The following is a 15869-nucleotide window of genomic DNA, read 5'->3' as shown; positions in this document are numbered from 1 at the left end:
GCATGTGACTTGTGTGATTATTCGGGTGCGGATGCTGTGCGCACTCGGGTTCCGGTGGCGTCCGTGATGTTGCCGACCGCAATCCCGAGGCTCGATGTCCCACCCGTGGTGGCGAGCACGAGGTTGGCCTCCACGCAGTCGGGGGCGCCCGCACTGTTCGATCCCGAGATCACGCCGAGCGCCAGGGTGCCTGTGACGATCGCGCCGCCGCTGTCGCCCGACAGGGTGCATGCGGTGGTCGCGAAGCCGCGGATAGTGCTGGCGGTGCCGTTGGCGTACATGAGCTGGGTCTCGACGTGATCGGCGGCAACCACGCCGCACGTGAACGACGACGACTGCCCGGACTTGCACACGGGAGCGCCCACCACGGGACGCGCGGTTCCGGTGACCGTCAGCGTCGAACCATTTCCACCACGCACCGTCGGGCGGTCGAGACCTGCATCGACACCCGCCTCGTTGAGCGAGATGATCCCGTAGTCGAGGTTGCTGTCGGTGCCTGCAGTCGAATCCGTGAACGAACCGATCCGAACGCTTTCGTCGATGTTGCCGCGATTGGGCAAGTACACCGTGGACCCGCCGTCTTCGCGGGCCACCGCGTCGCAGTGACCTGCAGTGATGTTGACGGCATCGCCGTTCGCGTCGACACCGTTGAACCCGAACGAGCAGATGCCGATGCGCTCGAGCGGTGTGTCGCGCACGTCGCCATCGGCGGTGACGTAGGTGTCGCCGCCGAGCGGAGCCGGATCGTTGGGCGGCATTCCGGGCGACAGCTGCACCTGGATGTTCGCGATGAGCGAGGGCAGGTTGAGGGCTCGGCCGAGCGGGGAGTTGACGATGTCGACGACGATCTGGTTGTTCAGGACATCGATCGACGTGTTGTTGACCTGAGACGAGACCTCACGCGGCAGTGCAGCGACCCACCGGTTGAGTTCTTCGAGGGCTCGCTCGAGGCCGTCGGCCGAGATGGGTGCGACCGTGGCGTGGTAGCCGTCCTGCTCGGCCTGGCGCGCTGCGTCGCGGTTGGTCACGGCGACGACGGGGTTGCCGTCTGCATTCATCCATGCGCCTGCGAAGTCGGAGGGCCGTTCGGCGCGGAAGTCGCGCGCGTAGGTGTTCAGCTCCTGGGCGCGGGCTGCGCGCTCGAGGTACTGCTCAGGTGTGAGCCCGAGGTCGCGCTGCAGGGCCTCGACGAGTTCCGCCGGAAGTTCGGGCGTCTGGTCCGCGGGAGCGGCGTTCGCGGTTGCGGTCAGCGGTCCGATCAGCAGCACCGCTGACGCCGCAACCGTTGCGGCACGACGGATGGTGGTACGGACTGCGGCGCGCGACGCCGACGAGTGACGCATGGAGGCCCTTCGTAGTTGGTCGATCTTGTACGTGAACTGCTGTTTTGTGAACTTCGCCGTTGGGTCCGAACGGCCCCGGGACAGCGTACGGCACCGGGTATTGATCTTGAAAGGGTCGAAGGTCCGATTCGGCTATATCTGAGGGGACGCTGTGGTAGTCGTGGCCTCTTCGGAGGGCGCTGCCGTCGTCTCGGTCGGGTCGACCGTCTCGGTCGGGTCCGGGGAAGGCTCGGTGGACGTCGTCGGCTCCGGGGAGGGTTGCAACGGCGCACTGGTGCTACCACCGGAGCCTCCCCCCGACCCGCTGCTCGGCTCGTCCGGCGGGTTTCGCCGCGACCATCTCGTACTGCTGCTGGTCGGCGCAGTGGTGGTCGAGGTGTTCTTCTCCGTGGTCGTCGACGACTCGGTGGGCGAGGTCTCTGCCACCGTCTGCGGGACGTTCGTGGCCACATACCCGGGCGCCGTGTACTCCGCCTCTTCGATCTCCGCGGTCGTCGAGGTTTCGGTGGTCGCCGAGGGCGTGGGGGTCGTCGGCGTCGATCGCGGCAGGAGCGGTGTACCCGTCGGGACGATTGCGCTCGGCACGGTCGAGGTCGGAGGGTTCGCGTTTGCGGTGGACGTGTCGCGCAGCGTGAAGACGAGGACGCCGATGCCGACTATCAAGGCGACTGCTGCGGCCGCGGCCCAGACCCCGAACTTCGATTTCTTCTCGGGATCATCGATGTCGGCGTCCGGACCTGCCGCATCGGTGGACTTGCCGGGAGTCACCTTGGCGGTCGACGCCGCGTTCGCGACGCCGGCGCTTTTGCCTGCGTCTGCGGGTGTGGCAACGGGGGGAGTTGTGGGCGTGATCTTGGCGATCACCGCGGTGGTCTCGGGATCCAGGTCGGTGCGCTTCGGGCCGGTCGGGCGAGTGGCAGGAAGCACTTGGGTGGATCCGAGGAGATCCACCGACCCTGCGGCGGCCGCGAGTGCCGCACCGCGAACCATGGTCTGGTGAGGGTCGGGTGCGAGCGCACAGCGCACGCCGAGACCGGCCTTGATCGACTGAGCGACGATCTGCGCGGCGCTCGTATCGACCGTTTCGTCGAGGGTCACGACGATCGCATCGAGATTGGTCACGAGCCAGCCGAACGCTCCGAGTGCCGTCGACAACTGTGCGGAGACCGACGGGGCATCGCCTTCGGCGAAGCGGAATGCCTTACCCGCGACGACACCGGAACGGACGAGCGTGACGGTCGAACCGTGCGGGTCTATGTGGTAGCTCGCAACGAGCCTTCCCGTCTGGTGTGCCACCTGCGACTCGAACCACGCGGCGGCGGCCTCGGCGTCGGAGATCAGCGACACGTGACGCAGGCCCACGTAGTCGAGGGCGTTGCGGAGCAGCGCGACGGTCGAAGGCGGCCAGTCGGTGGGGTGGGAGGCCACGACGGTGTAGTTCGCATCGCCGATCATCGTCCCGGCGTCGGCGATGAGGCATTCCATTGCTGTTGCGACGAGGTCTTCGGCACGGGACAGGGCGCCGTCGTTGGCACGGACCCCGTTGGAGCGGCCCAGCCGATCGACGAAGTCGGTGAAAGAGCTGGTGTTGCCATCGACGACATGGTGTTCGCCCAGCGTGGCGGTGCCGTCGGAGTGCAGATGCACCGCGGTGCGCCGCTCGATGGGGTCCGGGTCCGGCCGTCCGGGGGAGGGGGAAGTGACGGCAACCGACGACACGGTGGTGCCGACCCTCAGGCCTACGCCTACGGACATGCCGAAGTTCCCCCATTCTGGTAGGTCGTGTCACGTCGTCGAACGTCGACGCCGTAGCCCATTGCGCGGAGCATGGACAGTAGCTCGGAGCGGCTTCCGGCGCCGAGGCGACGACGGATCCGGGCGACATGATGTTCCACGGTCTTCGCGGAAATGTACAGGCGATTCCCTACTTCGCGGTAGGTGAGGCCCGAAACTACGAGGTCGGCAACCTCTGCCTCGCGGTCCGACAACGGTCCGCAGGCCGCCCGGTCGCTCGATGTGGCCTTTTCCGAGACCTCGTCGGGAGCAGAATCGGGTGGTGACGGCGTCGCACCGGCGGTTTGCCGGACGGTGCGCGCGAGTTGCAGGAGCGCCGTCGCTGTCGAGGTGTCGGATGCCCGGAGCGCGCCTTCGCTCGCGAGCCGTGCGCCGTCCCACGGCAGCCCGATCGTGGCCAGCGCGTGCGCGGCGTCTCGTATCCGTGTGGCGTCGACGTCCCCCTGGAGCACGGTGAGCCATGCGTGTCCGGCGCGGGCGAGCGCTGCTGCATAGGAAGAGGACTCGGCGGCGGCGGCAAGAGCGCGTGCATGGGGGACGAGATCGGCGGGGTGGTTGGCCGTGATCGCGGCCTGGACCCCGTACCAGTGCAGAGCAGCGCCCCACAGTGGGGGCTCGCCGAGTGCGGCGAGCAGATCGTGTGCCTGCGTCACCAGGTGCGCGATCCGGTCGGACTCTCCGGCGCGCACACCGGCGAGCCACAACTCGCCGAGTGGGAGCAGGCCGAACAGGTCGACGGAGTATCCGGCGACGACCTCCTGAGCAGCAGCCCATTCGGTGAGCAACGAGCCGAGGTCGCCCGTCCGGCGCGCGAGTCCGACGCGCAGTCCGTACAGAAACAGTCGGTCGCGTGCGCGTACGACCTCTGGTGACACTGCTGCCACTTCGGCCGCCGCGGCAGCCAGGTCTCCTCCCAGTAGTGACGTCCACGCTGTGAGAAGCCGGTGACGCACGGTGGAGTTGTGGGCGAGGACCGCCCGGGCATGGGACAGTTCGCCCGCGTGCAGACACAACAGCGCGGTGACTGCCTCGATACTGTCGGGTTGCATGCGCCCGGGCTGAGCGCCCCGAGTGGCGAGGGCGCGGGTGAGACGGTTCATTGCGATCCGTCCGTCGCCGTTCACCGATTCCCGGAGCCCCGCCTCGAACAATTGCGCGGCCGCTGCCGACGATGTGGGCGCACCGGGCTCGGCGGAACGTAGCAGGGCGGCCGCGTCGGGACGCCCGGCCGCGAGGAGGACTGCCGCGCCGATCGACGCGTCGGGGCCTGCCCGGTCGGGGCCGAGCCATTCGTACAGATCTGCACTGCGACCGAGCATGCCCTGCTGCGCGGCGGCAGTCGCGGCGATGCGGACCGCGCTACGTACGTCGACGACGGGCCGTGACGCCGCGTCGTCGAGGATGCGGTCGGTCAGTCGTTCGACGGTCGCGAGATCGCCGGCGGCGATCGCGGCCTCGGCACGCCGGGTCGCGAGGGTGTCTGCGTCCGCCCCGGTCTCGACCGCGATATCGAGCAGCTTTGCGGCCACCGTGGAGTCTGCTGAATCCGATTGCGCGACCAGATATTCGGACAGGCCTGGTTCGGTGATGCCGGTGGCGGCAAGTCGTACGGCGAGATCGATGGTGAGCGTGCCTTCGCGTGCGCGTACCGCAAGCAGGGCCCGCGCCAGTGCGCGTACTGCGTGAGCTCCCAGCAGGGCGGCGGGTACCCCGGCAGCGCCGGGAAGGAGAGTGTCCCCGAGCAGAAGGCCGCTGGCATGTGCCGCGTCGATGGTGTCGCGTGCCTGCTCGGGGTCGGCCGCGAGGACGGCGGCGAGTTCGGTGGAGTCGAGTTCGATTCCGAGGTCGGCGAGCGCGAGCGCTGAGGCGAGTGCCCGGTCGGCCGCGACACGTTCACGGACCCGGGCCGCGACCGCCTGCCGCGGATCGGCGCCGGAGAGTAACGCCGACAACGCTGCCTCGGCGAGGTCGGGCACGCCACCGGTGAGACGGTGCACCGACTGGATGCTCTCGGACGACTGGCCCTGGCCGAGCGCGGAAGCGCAACCGGCGATTTCACGAGGAGTCCACGGTCGAAGCTCGACAAGTGCCGAACGGGCACTGAACGCCGAAGCCAGGGCACGCAGGTCGACGCGGTGCGCCCGCGGTTCGGTCGCGACGAGAAGCGCGTGAGTGCCGCTCTGCGCGAGAAGGGTGAGGTCTTCGACGGCGTCAGCGGTCAGTGTGTGGGCGTCGTCGACGATCCGCGCGGATCCGGCAATATCGGTGTCACGCAGGGCGGCGAGTATCTCGGACTTGCCGGTCCCCGTCCCGCCGACCAGTAACAGCAGCGGCGGATCGGCTGCGAGCGCACGCGTGACCGCGCGCGGAACGGGGCGCGGACGCCCGAGAAGAGACGACATCGAAGTGTGATCAGTTTCCGAGGAGACCACCGACGACGTTTCCGGTGCCGTCGAGAACGCCGCCGACCACATTGCCCGTGCCGTCGAGGACCTTGCCGACTCCGCTACCGACACCGTCCACGACGGCGCCCGTGCCTTCCCCGGCGCCTTGCAATGCGTCACCGACGCCGCTGCCGTCGGGTTGTGGTGCGGGCTGCGGCGCAGGTTGGGGTGCGGGTGCCGCCGGCACCACCGGAGCGGCGGTGGGAACGGGGACCGGTGCTGCGTCGGTCGGTGCGGGTGCCGGTGCGCCGTCCGTGGCGGTCGCGGGTGTGCCGGCGGGCGGTGCATCCGGTGTGGCGACAGCGTTCGCGGTCGTGGCTGCGCTGGTGGCCCCCGCAGGCACCGCTGTGGCGGATCGACCGGGGTCGCTGATGGTGACGCCGGACGACGGGTCGAGTGCCGGAGCCGACCCGGACGAGGGGGTGTCGGTGGTGCTGGTCGTCGCTGCTTCCCGCACGGTGTTGTTCGTTCCACTGTCGCCGCTGGTCCCGAGGGTGCCGATGGCGAGGCCACCGCCGGCGAGCAGGACGATCGCGGCGGCGGCACTGCCGATGATCGTGGCCCTGCGGGCGCGGGTGCGTATCGGTTCGTTCGGCGCCGGATCGAACACGGCGGGACGGTGCACCCCGGACACGGCGGCGAGCACGACGGTCTCGGCATCGCCATTCGTCATGGGTGCAGGTGTCGGGATCGGGGCCGGGGTCGCGTCTGCAGCGAAGAGCGCTGCGCCGTGCGCAGCAGTGAACGTGGGCTGCGGGGATGCGACGACCGGAAGGCCGAATCGAGACGAAACCAATTCGGCAACAAGGGGTATCGACGCTCCGCCGCCGGTGAGCAACACCCGGCCCACGTCGGAGACATCGATTCCGGCGGCACGCAGGGCGTCGTGCACCGTCTCGATCGAGGCCTCCAGCGGTCCGCGCGCGAGCTCCTCGAATTCGTCGCGTACCACCCGCACGCTCTGCTGGACGCCGGGTAGGTCGATCGTGACGGTGGTTTCGGTGTCGGACGAGAGCGCTTCCTTCGCGGCGCGGCAGTTCCGGCGCAGATCGGCCAGAGAGGCCACCGTCGCCGGTGCGAGGAGGTCGGTTTCGGGTAGTGCGTCGCGTACCTGGTCGAGTACGTGCGTGGTGAGTGCGTGATCGAGCTGGTCGCCGGAGACCTCGACGTTCACCACCGGCCGGCCCAGGACCGCGGGAGCATTGCCACCGCGGAGCACCGCAACGTCGAGGGTTCGAGCCCCAAGGTCGTACACGACGGTGACATCGTCATCGACGAGTGCCTCCCGCACGCCGTCGAGCCACCGCACGGCCGCAACCGGCTCGGCGACGAGGGTTGCGCTCACCCCCGCGCGGTCGAGCGCGGCTTCCAAGGAAGCGACCGAGTGCTCCGTCCACGCGGCCGGGTACGTCAGCGTGGTCGCCGGCGTCGGCGCATCCGGATCCACCGCGTCGCGCAGGAGGCACGTGACAGCGGTCGCGGTGAGGTCTTCGCCCAGGTACGCCTCGCCGTCTTCCGTGAGGATTCCGACGGGATCGCCGACGCGTGCCGTGAACCCGGTCAGGGCCCGCGGCCCCGGGCCGGTGAGGTGACCGAGATACGGGGCGCCGTCGGTGGGCAGATGCAGTTCCGTCGCGCGGACCAGCACAGCCGGTGTCCGATGGCCGGCCGACTCGTGCACGGTGAGCGCCACCGCGTTCGCCGACCCCAGCGTGACGCCGAGTCCTGATGCCATGCGCATACTCCTGCTCCGGGCGGAGGCCACCTCCGACGTGGGTGCAGGGAACCTGCACGTATCTCGGCTCCTATGTCGTTCGCCGCGGCCGTGTTGTTAGCGGCACCCATCCGGAAGGGGGCGAATCCCCTAACGCGCCGCGATCCCCCAACCGCTCGGGCACCGAAGGTAGGGGGCGTGGACCCCTTGGGCGCCGGGGTCGGGGTTCGTAGCGTCGAAGGCAGATTCGACAACCCAGGAGAGACGCGATGTCCAATGCAGTGCTCGACTTCATCCTCGATCTGTTCCGCGACGAGAACGAACTTGCTCGTTACTGTGCGAACCCGGAGGCCGTGCTCGCCGAGGCAGGACTGAACGATGTCTGCCACGCCGACATCGTTGCCGTCGCGCCGCTCGTCGCCGATACCGGACTGTTCGCAGGATCGACGGCGGATCTGACCGCCGCACTGAACGGTGCCGTAGGTGCTGGGGGTGCGCTGGCGAGTTCAGCGGGCCTTGCGGGTGGCGGTGCGCTCGGACTCGGCGGAGCTGCCGGACTCGGCCTCGGCGTGAGCCTCGGTGCCGGACATGCCGGGGGCGTCACAGCCGGGGCAGACGCAAGTGCAGGTGTCGACGTGGACCTGTCGAGCTCGCTCGGCGCCGCGCTCGAAATCGGTGGTGACCTCGGCGCGAACCTCGGCGCCGCGCTCGGCGGTGCTCTCGGTGCAGGTGCAGGACTCGATCTCGGGGCGGATCTCGGAGTCGACGTCGCAACGGCGATCACGACCGGACTCGACCTCGGCGCTGGTGCTGCCGCAGACTTCGGCGCGTCCCTCGATGCTGCCGTCGCTGCGGTCGGCGGACTGGGGGTCGACCTCGGCGCCACCCTCGAGTCTGCGTTCGGTGTGGGCGGCGCGTTCGGTGCCGATCTCGGCGTGGCATTCGGTGGGCTCCTCGACAACGCGATCAGCGCAGGCGGCGAATTCTCTGCCGCGCTCGACGGGGCACTCGCCGGCGGCGCGGAGCTGGGCACGGCGCTCGGCGTCGCCCTCGGTGGCGCGCTCGGCGCCGGTGCCGAACTCAGCGGCGCACTAGGCGGTGCTGTGGATTCGGTACTCGGAACCGGTCTCGAAGTAGACGCGGGCATCGGCCTCGTGACAGGCCTGGGTGCGTCGCTGTCCGCATTGCTCGGCGCCGGAGGGGAGACCGCAGGAGACCTGGGCGCTGCGCTCGGAACGGTAATCGAAAGCGGTGCCGACGGTGGGTTCGTGGGCGGCGTCGATCTCGGTGGCCTCCTCTCGGGCTCGGGGGAGACGGACCTCGATCTCGGCACGGTTGTCGGTGGCGTACTCGGCGGCGCGCTCGGGTTGGACACAACGGCGACGATGGAGCTGTCCGCGGCACTGGGCGGTGCACTCGACGCAGGGGCGGGCGCAGGCGCAGACCTCGGTGCGACCGCAGGCGGGGACCTGTCGGCGGTGCTCGGCTCGGCATTCTCCGCAGGCGGAGAAGCCGGTGCCCACCTCGGTGCGCAGCTCGGGGGTGCGCTCGAGACCGGGGGTGTGTCGCTCGAATCGAACGGCGACCTCGCGACCGGGATCGCCACCACGATCGGCACCGGAGTCGGAGCGGGAGCCGACGCGACAGGTCAGCTCGGTTACGCCCTCGACGGAGCGCTCGATGCGGGTGCAGGTCTCGTGGCCGGCGTCGGTGGTGGCATCGCGACCGGAATCGACGGCGGGCTCGGGGCAGGCGTGGGCCAGGGAACAGATCCGGCAGGTGGGCTCGGTACCGCGGTCGAGGGCGCAGGCGATGTCGGCGCAGATCTTTGGGGCGAGCTGTCGGGCGGACTCGAGTCGGCCGCCGACCTCGACGGCACCGCGACCGGGACGCTCGGCGGCGCCGTCGACGGGGCTGCGAGTGGTTGGTCGTCGCTGGACGGCGACGTGTTCGGTGCGGCCCAAGGCGCCGGTGGACTGTTCGGTTCCGGCGACCTCGTGGCCGACAGCGGCCTCGGCGGTGGCCTGTTCGGAACCATCGGTGCCGACCCGGCAGAGACGGTGGCCGGCGACCCGGCAGCACTGGACGACCCGATGCCCTGATCCGTCATGCGGCTCCGGCCATAATGGCCGGAGCCGGCCTTCACGACAGAAAGCGTGCGACACCTCGCTATGTCACTCTCACCCGCAGATGCCGCTACCCGCCGCGCGGCGCTTGTCGATCTCATCGACGAGACGATTGTGTCGGCACGTGCCGCCGATCGAGTCGACCTCGTTGCGCGGCTCGCTGCCGCCCGTACCCGGGTGGCCGACCCGAGGTTGCGTGTCGTCGTGGTCGGTCCGCTGAACCAGGGCAAGAGCCGATTCGTCAATGCGCTGCTGGGAGTCGATGTGTGCTCCGTCGGAGACGACGAGACCACCGCGGTCCCGACGCTCGTGCAGCACGGCGACCGCCCTCGCGCCGACTTCGTGCTCGCCGGGGACGGCGCGGAGCGCATCGAGATCCCACCGGGCGATCTCGCCCGCATCACCCCGGCAACCCCCTGTGCCGACGGACGAACCGTGCAGCGACTCGAGGTCAGCGCGCCCAGCCCACTGCTGGCCGACGGACTGGTCTTCGTCGACACCCCCGGTGTGGGCCGTCATGGAAACCCGCACACCGCAGCAACATTGACCTTGATTGCAAGTGCCGACGCGGTCTTCGTCGTCTCCGACGCCAGTCAGGAGTTCACCGCCCCGGAGATGTCGTTCCTGCGTCAGGTGCACACGCTGTGCCCGGCGTCGGCGGTGCTGCTCACCAAGACCGACCTGTATCCGCACTGGCGTCGGATTCTCGACGCCGACCGGGCACATCTGCAGGATGCGGGTCTCGACGTGCCGCTCGTGCCGGTGTCGTCGCTGTTGCGCGAGTACGCCCTCCGCACCGACGATGCGTCGCTGAATGCCGAATCGGGGTTCTCCGCGGTGTACGACTTCCTGCGTGAACGCGTGGTGGAGCGCAATGCCGACGCGGCTCGGGTGTCGGTCGCGCGCGACGTGAAGCGCGTGATCGAGCATCTCACGCTCGGTGTCCGGAGCGAACTCACCGCGCTCCGTGATCCGGAAGCCGGCGTCGCTGCTGTCGAGGATCTGCAGCGTGCCAAGACAGCGGCCGAGACGTTGCGGACACGCGCCGCGCGCTGGCAGATCACGCTCGCCGACGGCATCGCCGACCTGGCCGCGGACGTCGACCACGATCTGCGCGACCGGCTGCGGAGCGTCACTCGAGCAGCGGAGGAGTCCGTCGACGAATGCGATCCCGGCCGCGAATGGCCCAGGCTCGGTCAGTGGCTCGGAGAGCAGGTCGCCGAATCGGTGGGGGACAACTTCGTATGGGCGCACGAACGGGCGCTGGCGTTGGCAGGCACCGTCGGCGAGCACTTCGCTCTCGACGACGCGCGGCTGCCTGAGCTGCGCCTCGGTGACCTGTCGGGGTTGCTCGCACCCGTCGGCGACCTGTCGGATCTCGAATCGGGACGTATCGGTGTCGGACAGAAGGTGCTCGTCGGGATGAAGGGTTCGTACGGTGGTGTGCTCATGTTCGGGCTGGTGACCACTTTGATGGGAATGGCGCTCGTCAACCCGATCTCGGTTGGTGCCGGAGTGGTGTTGGGCACCAAGGCATATCGTGACGACAAGCAGGCGCGTGTCGCCAAGCGGCGGGCCGACGCGAAGATCGCCATCCGAAAGTTCACCGATGACGTCAGTTTCCAGGTGGGCAAGGAATCGAAAGATCGGTTGCGGGTCATTCAGCGGCAGTTGCGAGATCACTTCACGGATATCGCCGACCAGACCCTTCGCTCGTTGTCGGAATCGATGACGGTTGCGCAGGACGCCGCGAACGTAGAACAGCAGGAACGGCACCGGCGGGCCGCGGACCTCGAGCGTCAGGTGACCGAACTGACCGGGATGCGCGACCGGATGGCCCGTTTCGCCGAGGCGCAGGCGTGAACGCGGCACTCGACCGCGCGCGCGGTCTCGTCGACGCTGCCCGCGCACGATACGGCGCAGACCCGGCGGTGGCCGAGTCGATCTCCGCGTGTGCGCACCGGCTGGATCAACCGCTGCGCGTGGCTCTTGCAGGGTCGCTGAAGGCGGGGAAGTCGACTCTGCTCAACGCGCTTGTGGGACAAGATATTGCACCCACCGACGCGACGGAGTGCACGCGCGTCGTGACGTGGTACCGGAACGGTCCCACCCCGACGGTGACCGCCTGGTACGACGGCGGAAGCACGTTCGGTGTGCCGGTGCAGCGGCATGATCGCCGGCTCACTTTCGACCTCGGTCCGCTCACGGCGGACCGCGTCGACCACATCGACGTGCAATGGCCTGCCAGCGCGCTCGCGCACACCACGCTCGTCGATACTCCCGGCACGTCGTCGCTGTCGCGGGACGTCTCGGCGCGCACCCTGGCTCTGCTGGCGCCCGACGATGCTGCGTCCGGCGCCGATGCGGTGGTCTATCTCATGCGCACCCTCGGTGCCGCCGACGTCGACTTCCTCGACCGGATCGGCAGGCACGTGGGTGGTGAATCCGGTCCCCTCGGGGTGATCGGTGTCGTGTCGCGGGCCGACGAGGTGGGGGCAGGGCGCGCCGACGCCATGGCCTCCGCGCGAGATGTCGCGTCGCGACTGACGGGTGAGCTCGAGCGAACAGGGTCGTGTCAGGCGGTCGTTCCCGTTGCCGGCCTCCTCGCGCTGGCTGCGCGCACGCTCCGGCAGGCCGAGTTCGCGGCGTTCGAGGCGCTTGCGCAGGTGCCGGGGGAGCAGCTGCACATCGCGATGCTCTCCGCCGACCGGTTCTCACGACCCGACATCGAGCTCCCAGTTGCCCCTGCGATGCGCGCGCAGCTGGCAGATCGTTTCGGGCTCTTCGGTATCCGGATGGCCGTCGCGCTCGTGCAGCTCGGGATCCGTGATTCGTCGTCCCTTGCTGCCGAGCTCGTGGCCCGCAGCGGCCTGGACGAACTGCGCCAGGTGATCGACGTGCAGTTCGGTCAGCGGGCAGATCAGCTCAAGGCACACTCGGCGTTGCTCGCGCTCGACAAGGTGGTGCGCACATTCGGGGACCGGGACCTGCGTGCGGCGGTGCAGCGGGAACTGGCCGACGGGCACGGATTCGCCGAGTTGCGGCTCCTCGGCCGTCTGCGGTCGGCGCGCCTGTCGCTGGGCGATGACGACCTGGCAGACCTGCAACGCCTGATCGGGGGTTTCGGGATCGAGGCGACGCAGCGGCTCGGATTGCCCGGTGACGCGTCGCCCGCCCGGATTCGAGAAGCAGGTGTTGCTGCGGTCCGGCGGTGGCGTCAGTACGCCGAGCATCCGCTGCTCGATCCGGCGACCGCCCGGGCGGGGGCGGTGGCGGCGCGCAGCGCGGAGGGGATTCTCACCACGAAGGCAAACGAAGCGCGGTCCTCGTAGAAGCGGAGCAACGGACGGATACACACCTTCGCGGAGGTTGTATCCGTCCGTTGCTGTGGTGATCACCGTCGACGTGCCCTGCTTGCCGCGTCGATCAGACGTGCGCGCACCGCGTCGAACTCGAACAACTCTCCCCACGTCCATCGCACGACCTCGTAGCCGAGTGCTCGGATCGCGTCCTCGCGGAGCTTCTCGCGATGGATGGTGTCAGCGGTCGCGGGTGAGGTGGACACACTTCGGGTCGACGCCCCACAGATCGAACCCGTGCAGGACGGCAGCCGAGATGTGGCTGATCGCTTCGTCGTCGGAGAGGGTGCCTCGGAGGGCGGTCAGGCGGGCACGGTGCCTGTGGACAACCGCGATTGCAGCGCCTCCGGACAGATACCGCGGGTCGAAAATGGTGTATTGGTCCGCATCTCTTGCAAACAATAGTGATCTGCATCACATCAGGAACATATTCTCGATACTTGCCGTTGGACCCATCAGACAACTTGAGCGCATATGACTCAACTTGCTTGACAGGCACGTGGATGCAGGTGCAAAGTCGAGTCGACCGCGCTCAGTGTGAGTCGGGCAGGCTCAGGTTGAGCAAGGAACATCTCGAAGCATTTGGAGGAAATCATGGCTCGTGCGGTCGGTATCGACCTCGGGACCACCAACTCGGTCGTCTCCGTTCTGGAGGGCGGCGAACCCGTCGTGGTCGCCAACGCTGAAGGTTCACGCACCACCCCGTCGGTTGTTGCGTTCGCCAAGAACGGCGAAGTTCTGGTGGGCCAGCCCGCCAAGAACCAGGCAGTCACCAACGTCGACCGCACGATCCGCTCGGTCAAGCGCCACATCGGCACCGACTGGACCGTCGCGATCGACGACAAGAAGTACACCTCGCAGGAGATCAGCGCTCGCACGCTGATGAAGCTCAAGCGCGACGCCGAGGCGTACCTGGGTGAGGACATCACCGACGCGGTCATCACGGTGCCCGCGTACTTCAACGACTCGCAGCGTCAGGCGACGAAGGAAGCCGGCACCATCGCAGGCCTCAACGTCCTGCGCATCGTCAACGAGCCCACCGCAGCCGCGCTTGCCTACGGTCTCGATAAGGGCGAGAAGGAACAGACCATCCTCGTCTTCGACCTCGGCGGCGGCACGTTCGACGTGTCCCTCCTGGAGATCGGCGACGGTGTCGTCGAGGTGCGCGCCACCTCCGGCGACAACCACCTCGGTGGCGACGACTGGGACGAGCGTGTCGTGAGCTGGCTCGTCGACAAGTTCAAGTCGCAGCACGGCGTCGACCTGACCAAGGACAAGATGGCCCTGCAGCGTCTGCGTGAGGCTGCGGAGAAGGCGAAGATCGAGCTGTCGAGCTCGCAGTCGACGTCCATCAACCTGCCGTACATCACGGTCGACGCAGACAAGAACCCGCTGTTCCTCGACGAGCAGCTGACCCGCTCGGAGTTCCAGAAGATCACCAACGATCTCCTCGAGCGCACCCGCGCGCCGTTCCAGCAGGTCGTCAAGGATGCAGGTATCGCTGTCGGCGACATCGACCACGTCGTGCTCGTCGGTGGCTCCACCCGTATGCCCGCCGTCACCGACCTGGTGCGCGAGCTCACCGGTGGCCGCGAGCCCAACAAGGGTGTCAACCCCGACGAGGTCGTGGCCGTGGGCGCTGCCCTGCAGGCCGGTGTCCTCAAGGGTGAGGTCAAGGACGTCCTGCTGCTCGACGTCACCCCGCTGTCGCTGGGTATCGAGACCAAGGGCGGCGTGATGACCAAGCTCATCGAACGCAACACCACGATCCCGACCAAGCGGTCGGAGACCTTCACCACGGCCGACGACAATCAGCCGTCCGTGCAGATCCAGGTCTTCCAGGGTGAGCGCGAGATTGCAGCGCACAACAAGCTGCTCGGCTCGTTCGAGCTCGGCGGTATCGCGCCGGCCCCGCGCGGTGTGCCGCAGATCGAGGTGACCTTCGACATCGACGCCAACGGCATCGTGCACGTCACCGCCCGCGACAAGGGCACCGGCAAGGAGAACACGATCAAGATCCAGGACGGCTCCGGCCTGTCCCAGGAGGAGATCGACCGGATGGTCAAGGACGCCGAGGCTCACGCCGAGGAAGACAAGACCCGTCGCGAGGAGGCCGAGGTTCGCAACCAGGCCGAGTCCCTCGTGCACCAGACCGAGAAGTTCATCAAGGACAACGAGGAGAAGGTGCCTGCGGACGTCAAGGAGAAGGTCGAGGCTGCCATCAAGGAAGCCAACGACGCGCTCGCCGGTTCCGACATCGCCGCGGTGAAGACTGCCGTCGAAAAGCTCGCGACCGAGTCGCAGGCTCTCGGCCAGGCCATCTACGAGGCGCAGGGCGCAGAAGGTGCAGCCGGTGACGGTGCAGCCGCCGGAGCCGACGACGTCGTCGACGCCGAAGTCGTCGACGAGCCCAACGACACGGAGAAGAAGTGACGTCGAGTACCCCCGAGCAGGAGCCGGTCACTGTCACCGACAAGCGACGGATAGACCCCGAGACCTTCGAGGTTCGTGATTCCGAACCTCTCGAAGGCGACGTGGTCGAGCCGGCTCCCGACTCGGAGGGCGACACAGAAGCGTCCACCGAGGCATCGGCGGAGACTCCGGAGTCGGACGAGCTCGCCGAGCGCACTGCGGATCTGCAGCGTGTCACGGCCGAATACGCCAACTACCGGCGGCGGTCCGACGCCCAGCGCACGGCAGCGGTGGAGGAAGCCAAGGCCTCGGTCGCGGCGAAGTTCCTCGATGTGCTCGACGATCTCGACCGTGCACGAGCACACGGCGATCTCGAGTCGGGCCCCCTGAAGGCCATGTCCGACAAGTTGACCACCGTGTTCGACTCACTCGGGCTGGCCGGATTCGGAGTCGAAGGCGACCCCTTCGACCCCGAACTCCACGAGGCGGTCCAGATGGAGGGCGACGGCAACCATCCTGTTCTCGGGACGGTCCTGCGCAAGGGCTACCGCTACAACGAGCGGATCCTGCGACACGCGATGGTGACCGTGACCGACGGAGATCCGTCGGACACACCGCAAGATAAGCCGTCGGACGAGTCCGGCGCAGAGTAAGAACAACAACAACGGAAGGAGGAG

General features: G+C 68.4%; 10 protein-coding genes. 5 read left to right on the top strand and 5 right to left on the bottom strand.

Translation table 11 applies throughout. From position 1 onward, the window contains the following. Positions 1 to 17 precede the first annotated feature (17 nt). The 4 genes from HCA61_RS05050 to HCA61_RS05035 form a co-directional block, all read right to left on the bottom strand. The gene (locus HCA61_RS05050; protein ID WP_169687082.1) at positions 18 to 1343 is read right to left on the bottom strand and encodes a S1 family peptidase; all 1326 of its coding nucleotides are present in this window, start codon (positions 1341 to 1343) and stop codon (positions 18 to 20) included. A gap of 132 nt (positions 1344 to 1475) precedes the next feature. Next, on the bottom strand, positions 1476 to 3098 hold the full coding sequence (locus tag HCA61_RS05045) for a hypothetical protein (RefSeq protein ID WP_169687081.1): 1623 nt from the start codon (positions 3096 to 3098) through the stop codon (positions 1476 to 1478). Continuing rightward, positions 3089 to 5539 (bottom strand): LuxR C-terminal-related transcriptional regulator, encoded by a 2451-nt coding sequence (locus HCA61_RS05040; RefSeq protein ID WP_169687080.1) that lies wholly within the window; start codon positions 5537 to 5539, stop codon positions 3089 to 3091. The genes HCA61_RS05045 and HCA61_RS05040 overlap by 10 nt, the downstream gene beginning before the upstream one ends. Before the next feature lie 10 nt (positions 5540 to 5549). Then, entirely contained in the window at positions 5550 to 7316 is a 1767-nt protein-coding gene (locus HCA61_RS05035) for an Hsp70 family protein (protein ID WP_169687079.1), read from the bottom strand. Between the two features lie 248 nt (positions 7317 to 7564). Between HCA61_RS05035 and HCA61_RS05030 the strand changes: the two genes are divergently transcribed. The 3 genes from HCA61_RS05030 (at position 7565) to HCA61_RS05020 (ending at position 12753) form a co-directional block, all read left to right on the top strand. Then, positions 7565 to 9397 (top strand): IniB N-terminal domain-containing protein, encoded by a 1833-nt coding sequence (locus HCA61_RS05030; RefSeq protein WP_169687078.1) that lies wholly within the window; start codon positions 7565 to 7567, stop codon positions 9395 to 9397. A gap of 69 nt (positions 9398 to 9466) precedes the next feature. Next, positions 9467 to 11284: a dynamin family protein gene (locus HCA61_RS05025; RefSeq protein ID WP_169687077.1), complete on the top strand. Its 1818-nt coding sequence runs from the start codon at positions 9467 to 9469 to the stop codon at positions 11282 to 11284. Next, positions 11281 to 12753 (top strand): dynamin family protein, encoded by a 1473-nt coding sequence (locus HCA61_RS05020; protein ID WP_169687076.1) that lies wholly within the window; start codon positions 11281 to 11283, stop codon positions 12751 to 12753. Before HCA61_RS05025 ends, HCA61_RS05020 begins: the two co-directional genes overlap by 4 nt. A gap of 62 nt (positions 12754 to 12815) precedes the next feature. Here the strand turns inward: HCA61_RS05020 and HCA61_RS05015 are convergent, their stop codons facing one another. Further along, complete coding sequence (locus HCA61_RS05015) at positions 12816 to 12986, bottom strand: hypothetical protein (protein ID WP_169686882.1); 171 nt, start codon at positions 12984 to 12986, stop codon at positions 12816 to 12818. A gap of 388 nt (positions 12987 to 13374) precedes the next feature. Here HCA61_RS05015 and dnaK point away from each other — a divergent pair, with 388 nt between their 5' ends. Both dnaK and grpE read left to right on the top strand, forming a co-directional pair. Next, positions 13375 to 15213 (top strand): molecular chaperone DnaK, encoded by a 1839-nt coding sequence (gene dnaK, locus HCA61_RS05010; protein ID WP_169687075.1) that lies wholly within the window; start codon positions 13375 to 13377, stop codon positions 15211 to 15213. Continuing rightward, positions 15210 to 15845 (top strand): nucleotide exchange factor GrpE, encoded by a 636-nt coding sequence (gene grpE / locus HCA61_RS05005; protein WP_169687074.1) that lies wholly within the window; start codon positions 15210 to 15212, stop codon positions 15843 to 15845. Before dnaK ends, grpE begins: the two co-directional genes overlap by 4 nt. Positions 15846 to 15869: the final 24 nt, after the last annotated feature.

This window comes from Rhodococcus sp. HNM0563 (genome assembly GCF_012726195.1).
GTDB lineage: Bacteria > Actinomycetota > Actinomycetes > Mycobacteriales > Mycobacteriaceae > Rhodococcus.
This window is presented reverse-complemented; position numbering and strand designations above follow the sequence as displayed.

What these genes read in the sequence shown, in the direction of transcription:
- dnaK (WP_169687075.1), top strand. Translation starts at nt 13,375, where the DNA reads ATGGCTCGTGCGGTCGGTATCGACCTCGGGACCACCAACTCGGTCGTC.
- HCA61_RS05040 (WP_169687080.1), bottom strand. Translation starts at nt 5,539, where the DNA reads ATGTCGTCTCTTCTCGGGCGTCCGCGCCCCGTTCCGCGCGCGGTCACG.
- HCA61_RS05045 (WP_169687081.1), bottom strand. Translation starts at nt 3,098, where the DNA reads ATGTCCGTAGGCGTAGGCCTGAGGGTCGGCACCACCGTGTCGTCGGTT.
- HCA61_RS05050 (WP_169687082.1), bottom strand. Translation starts at nt 1,343, where the DNA reads ATGCGTCACTCGTCGGCGTCGCGCGCCGCAGTCCGTACCACCATCCGT.
- HCA61_RS05030 (WP_169687078.1), top strand. Translation starts at nt 7,565, where the DNA reads ATGTCCAATGCAGTGCTCGACTTCATCCTCGATCTGTTCCGCGACGAG.
- HCA61_RS05035 (WP_169687079.1), bottom strand. Translation starts at nt 7,316, where the DNA reads ATGGCATCAGGACTCGGCGTCACGCTGGGGTCGGCGAACGCGGTGGCG.
- HCA61_RS05025 (WP_169687077.1), top strand. Translation starts at nt 9,467, where the DNA reads ATGTCACTCTCACCCGCAGATGCCGCTACCCGCCGCGCGGCGCTTGTC.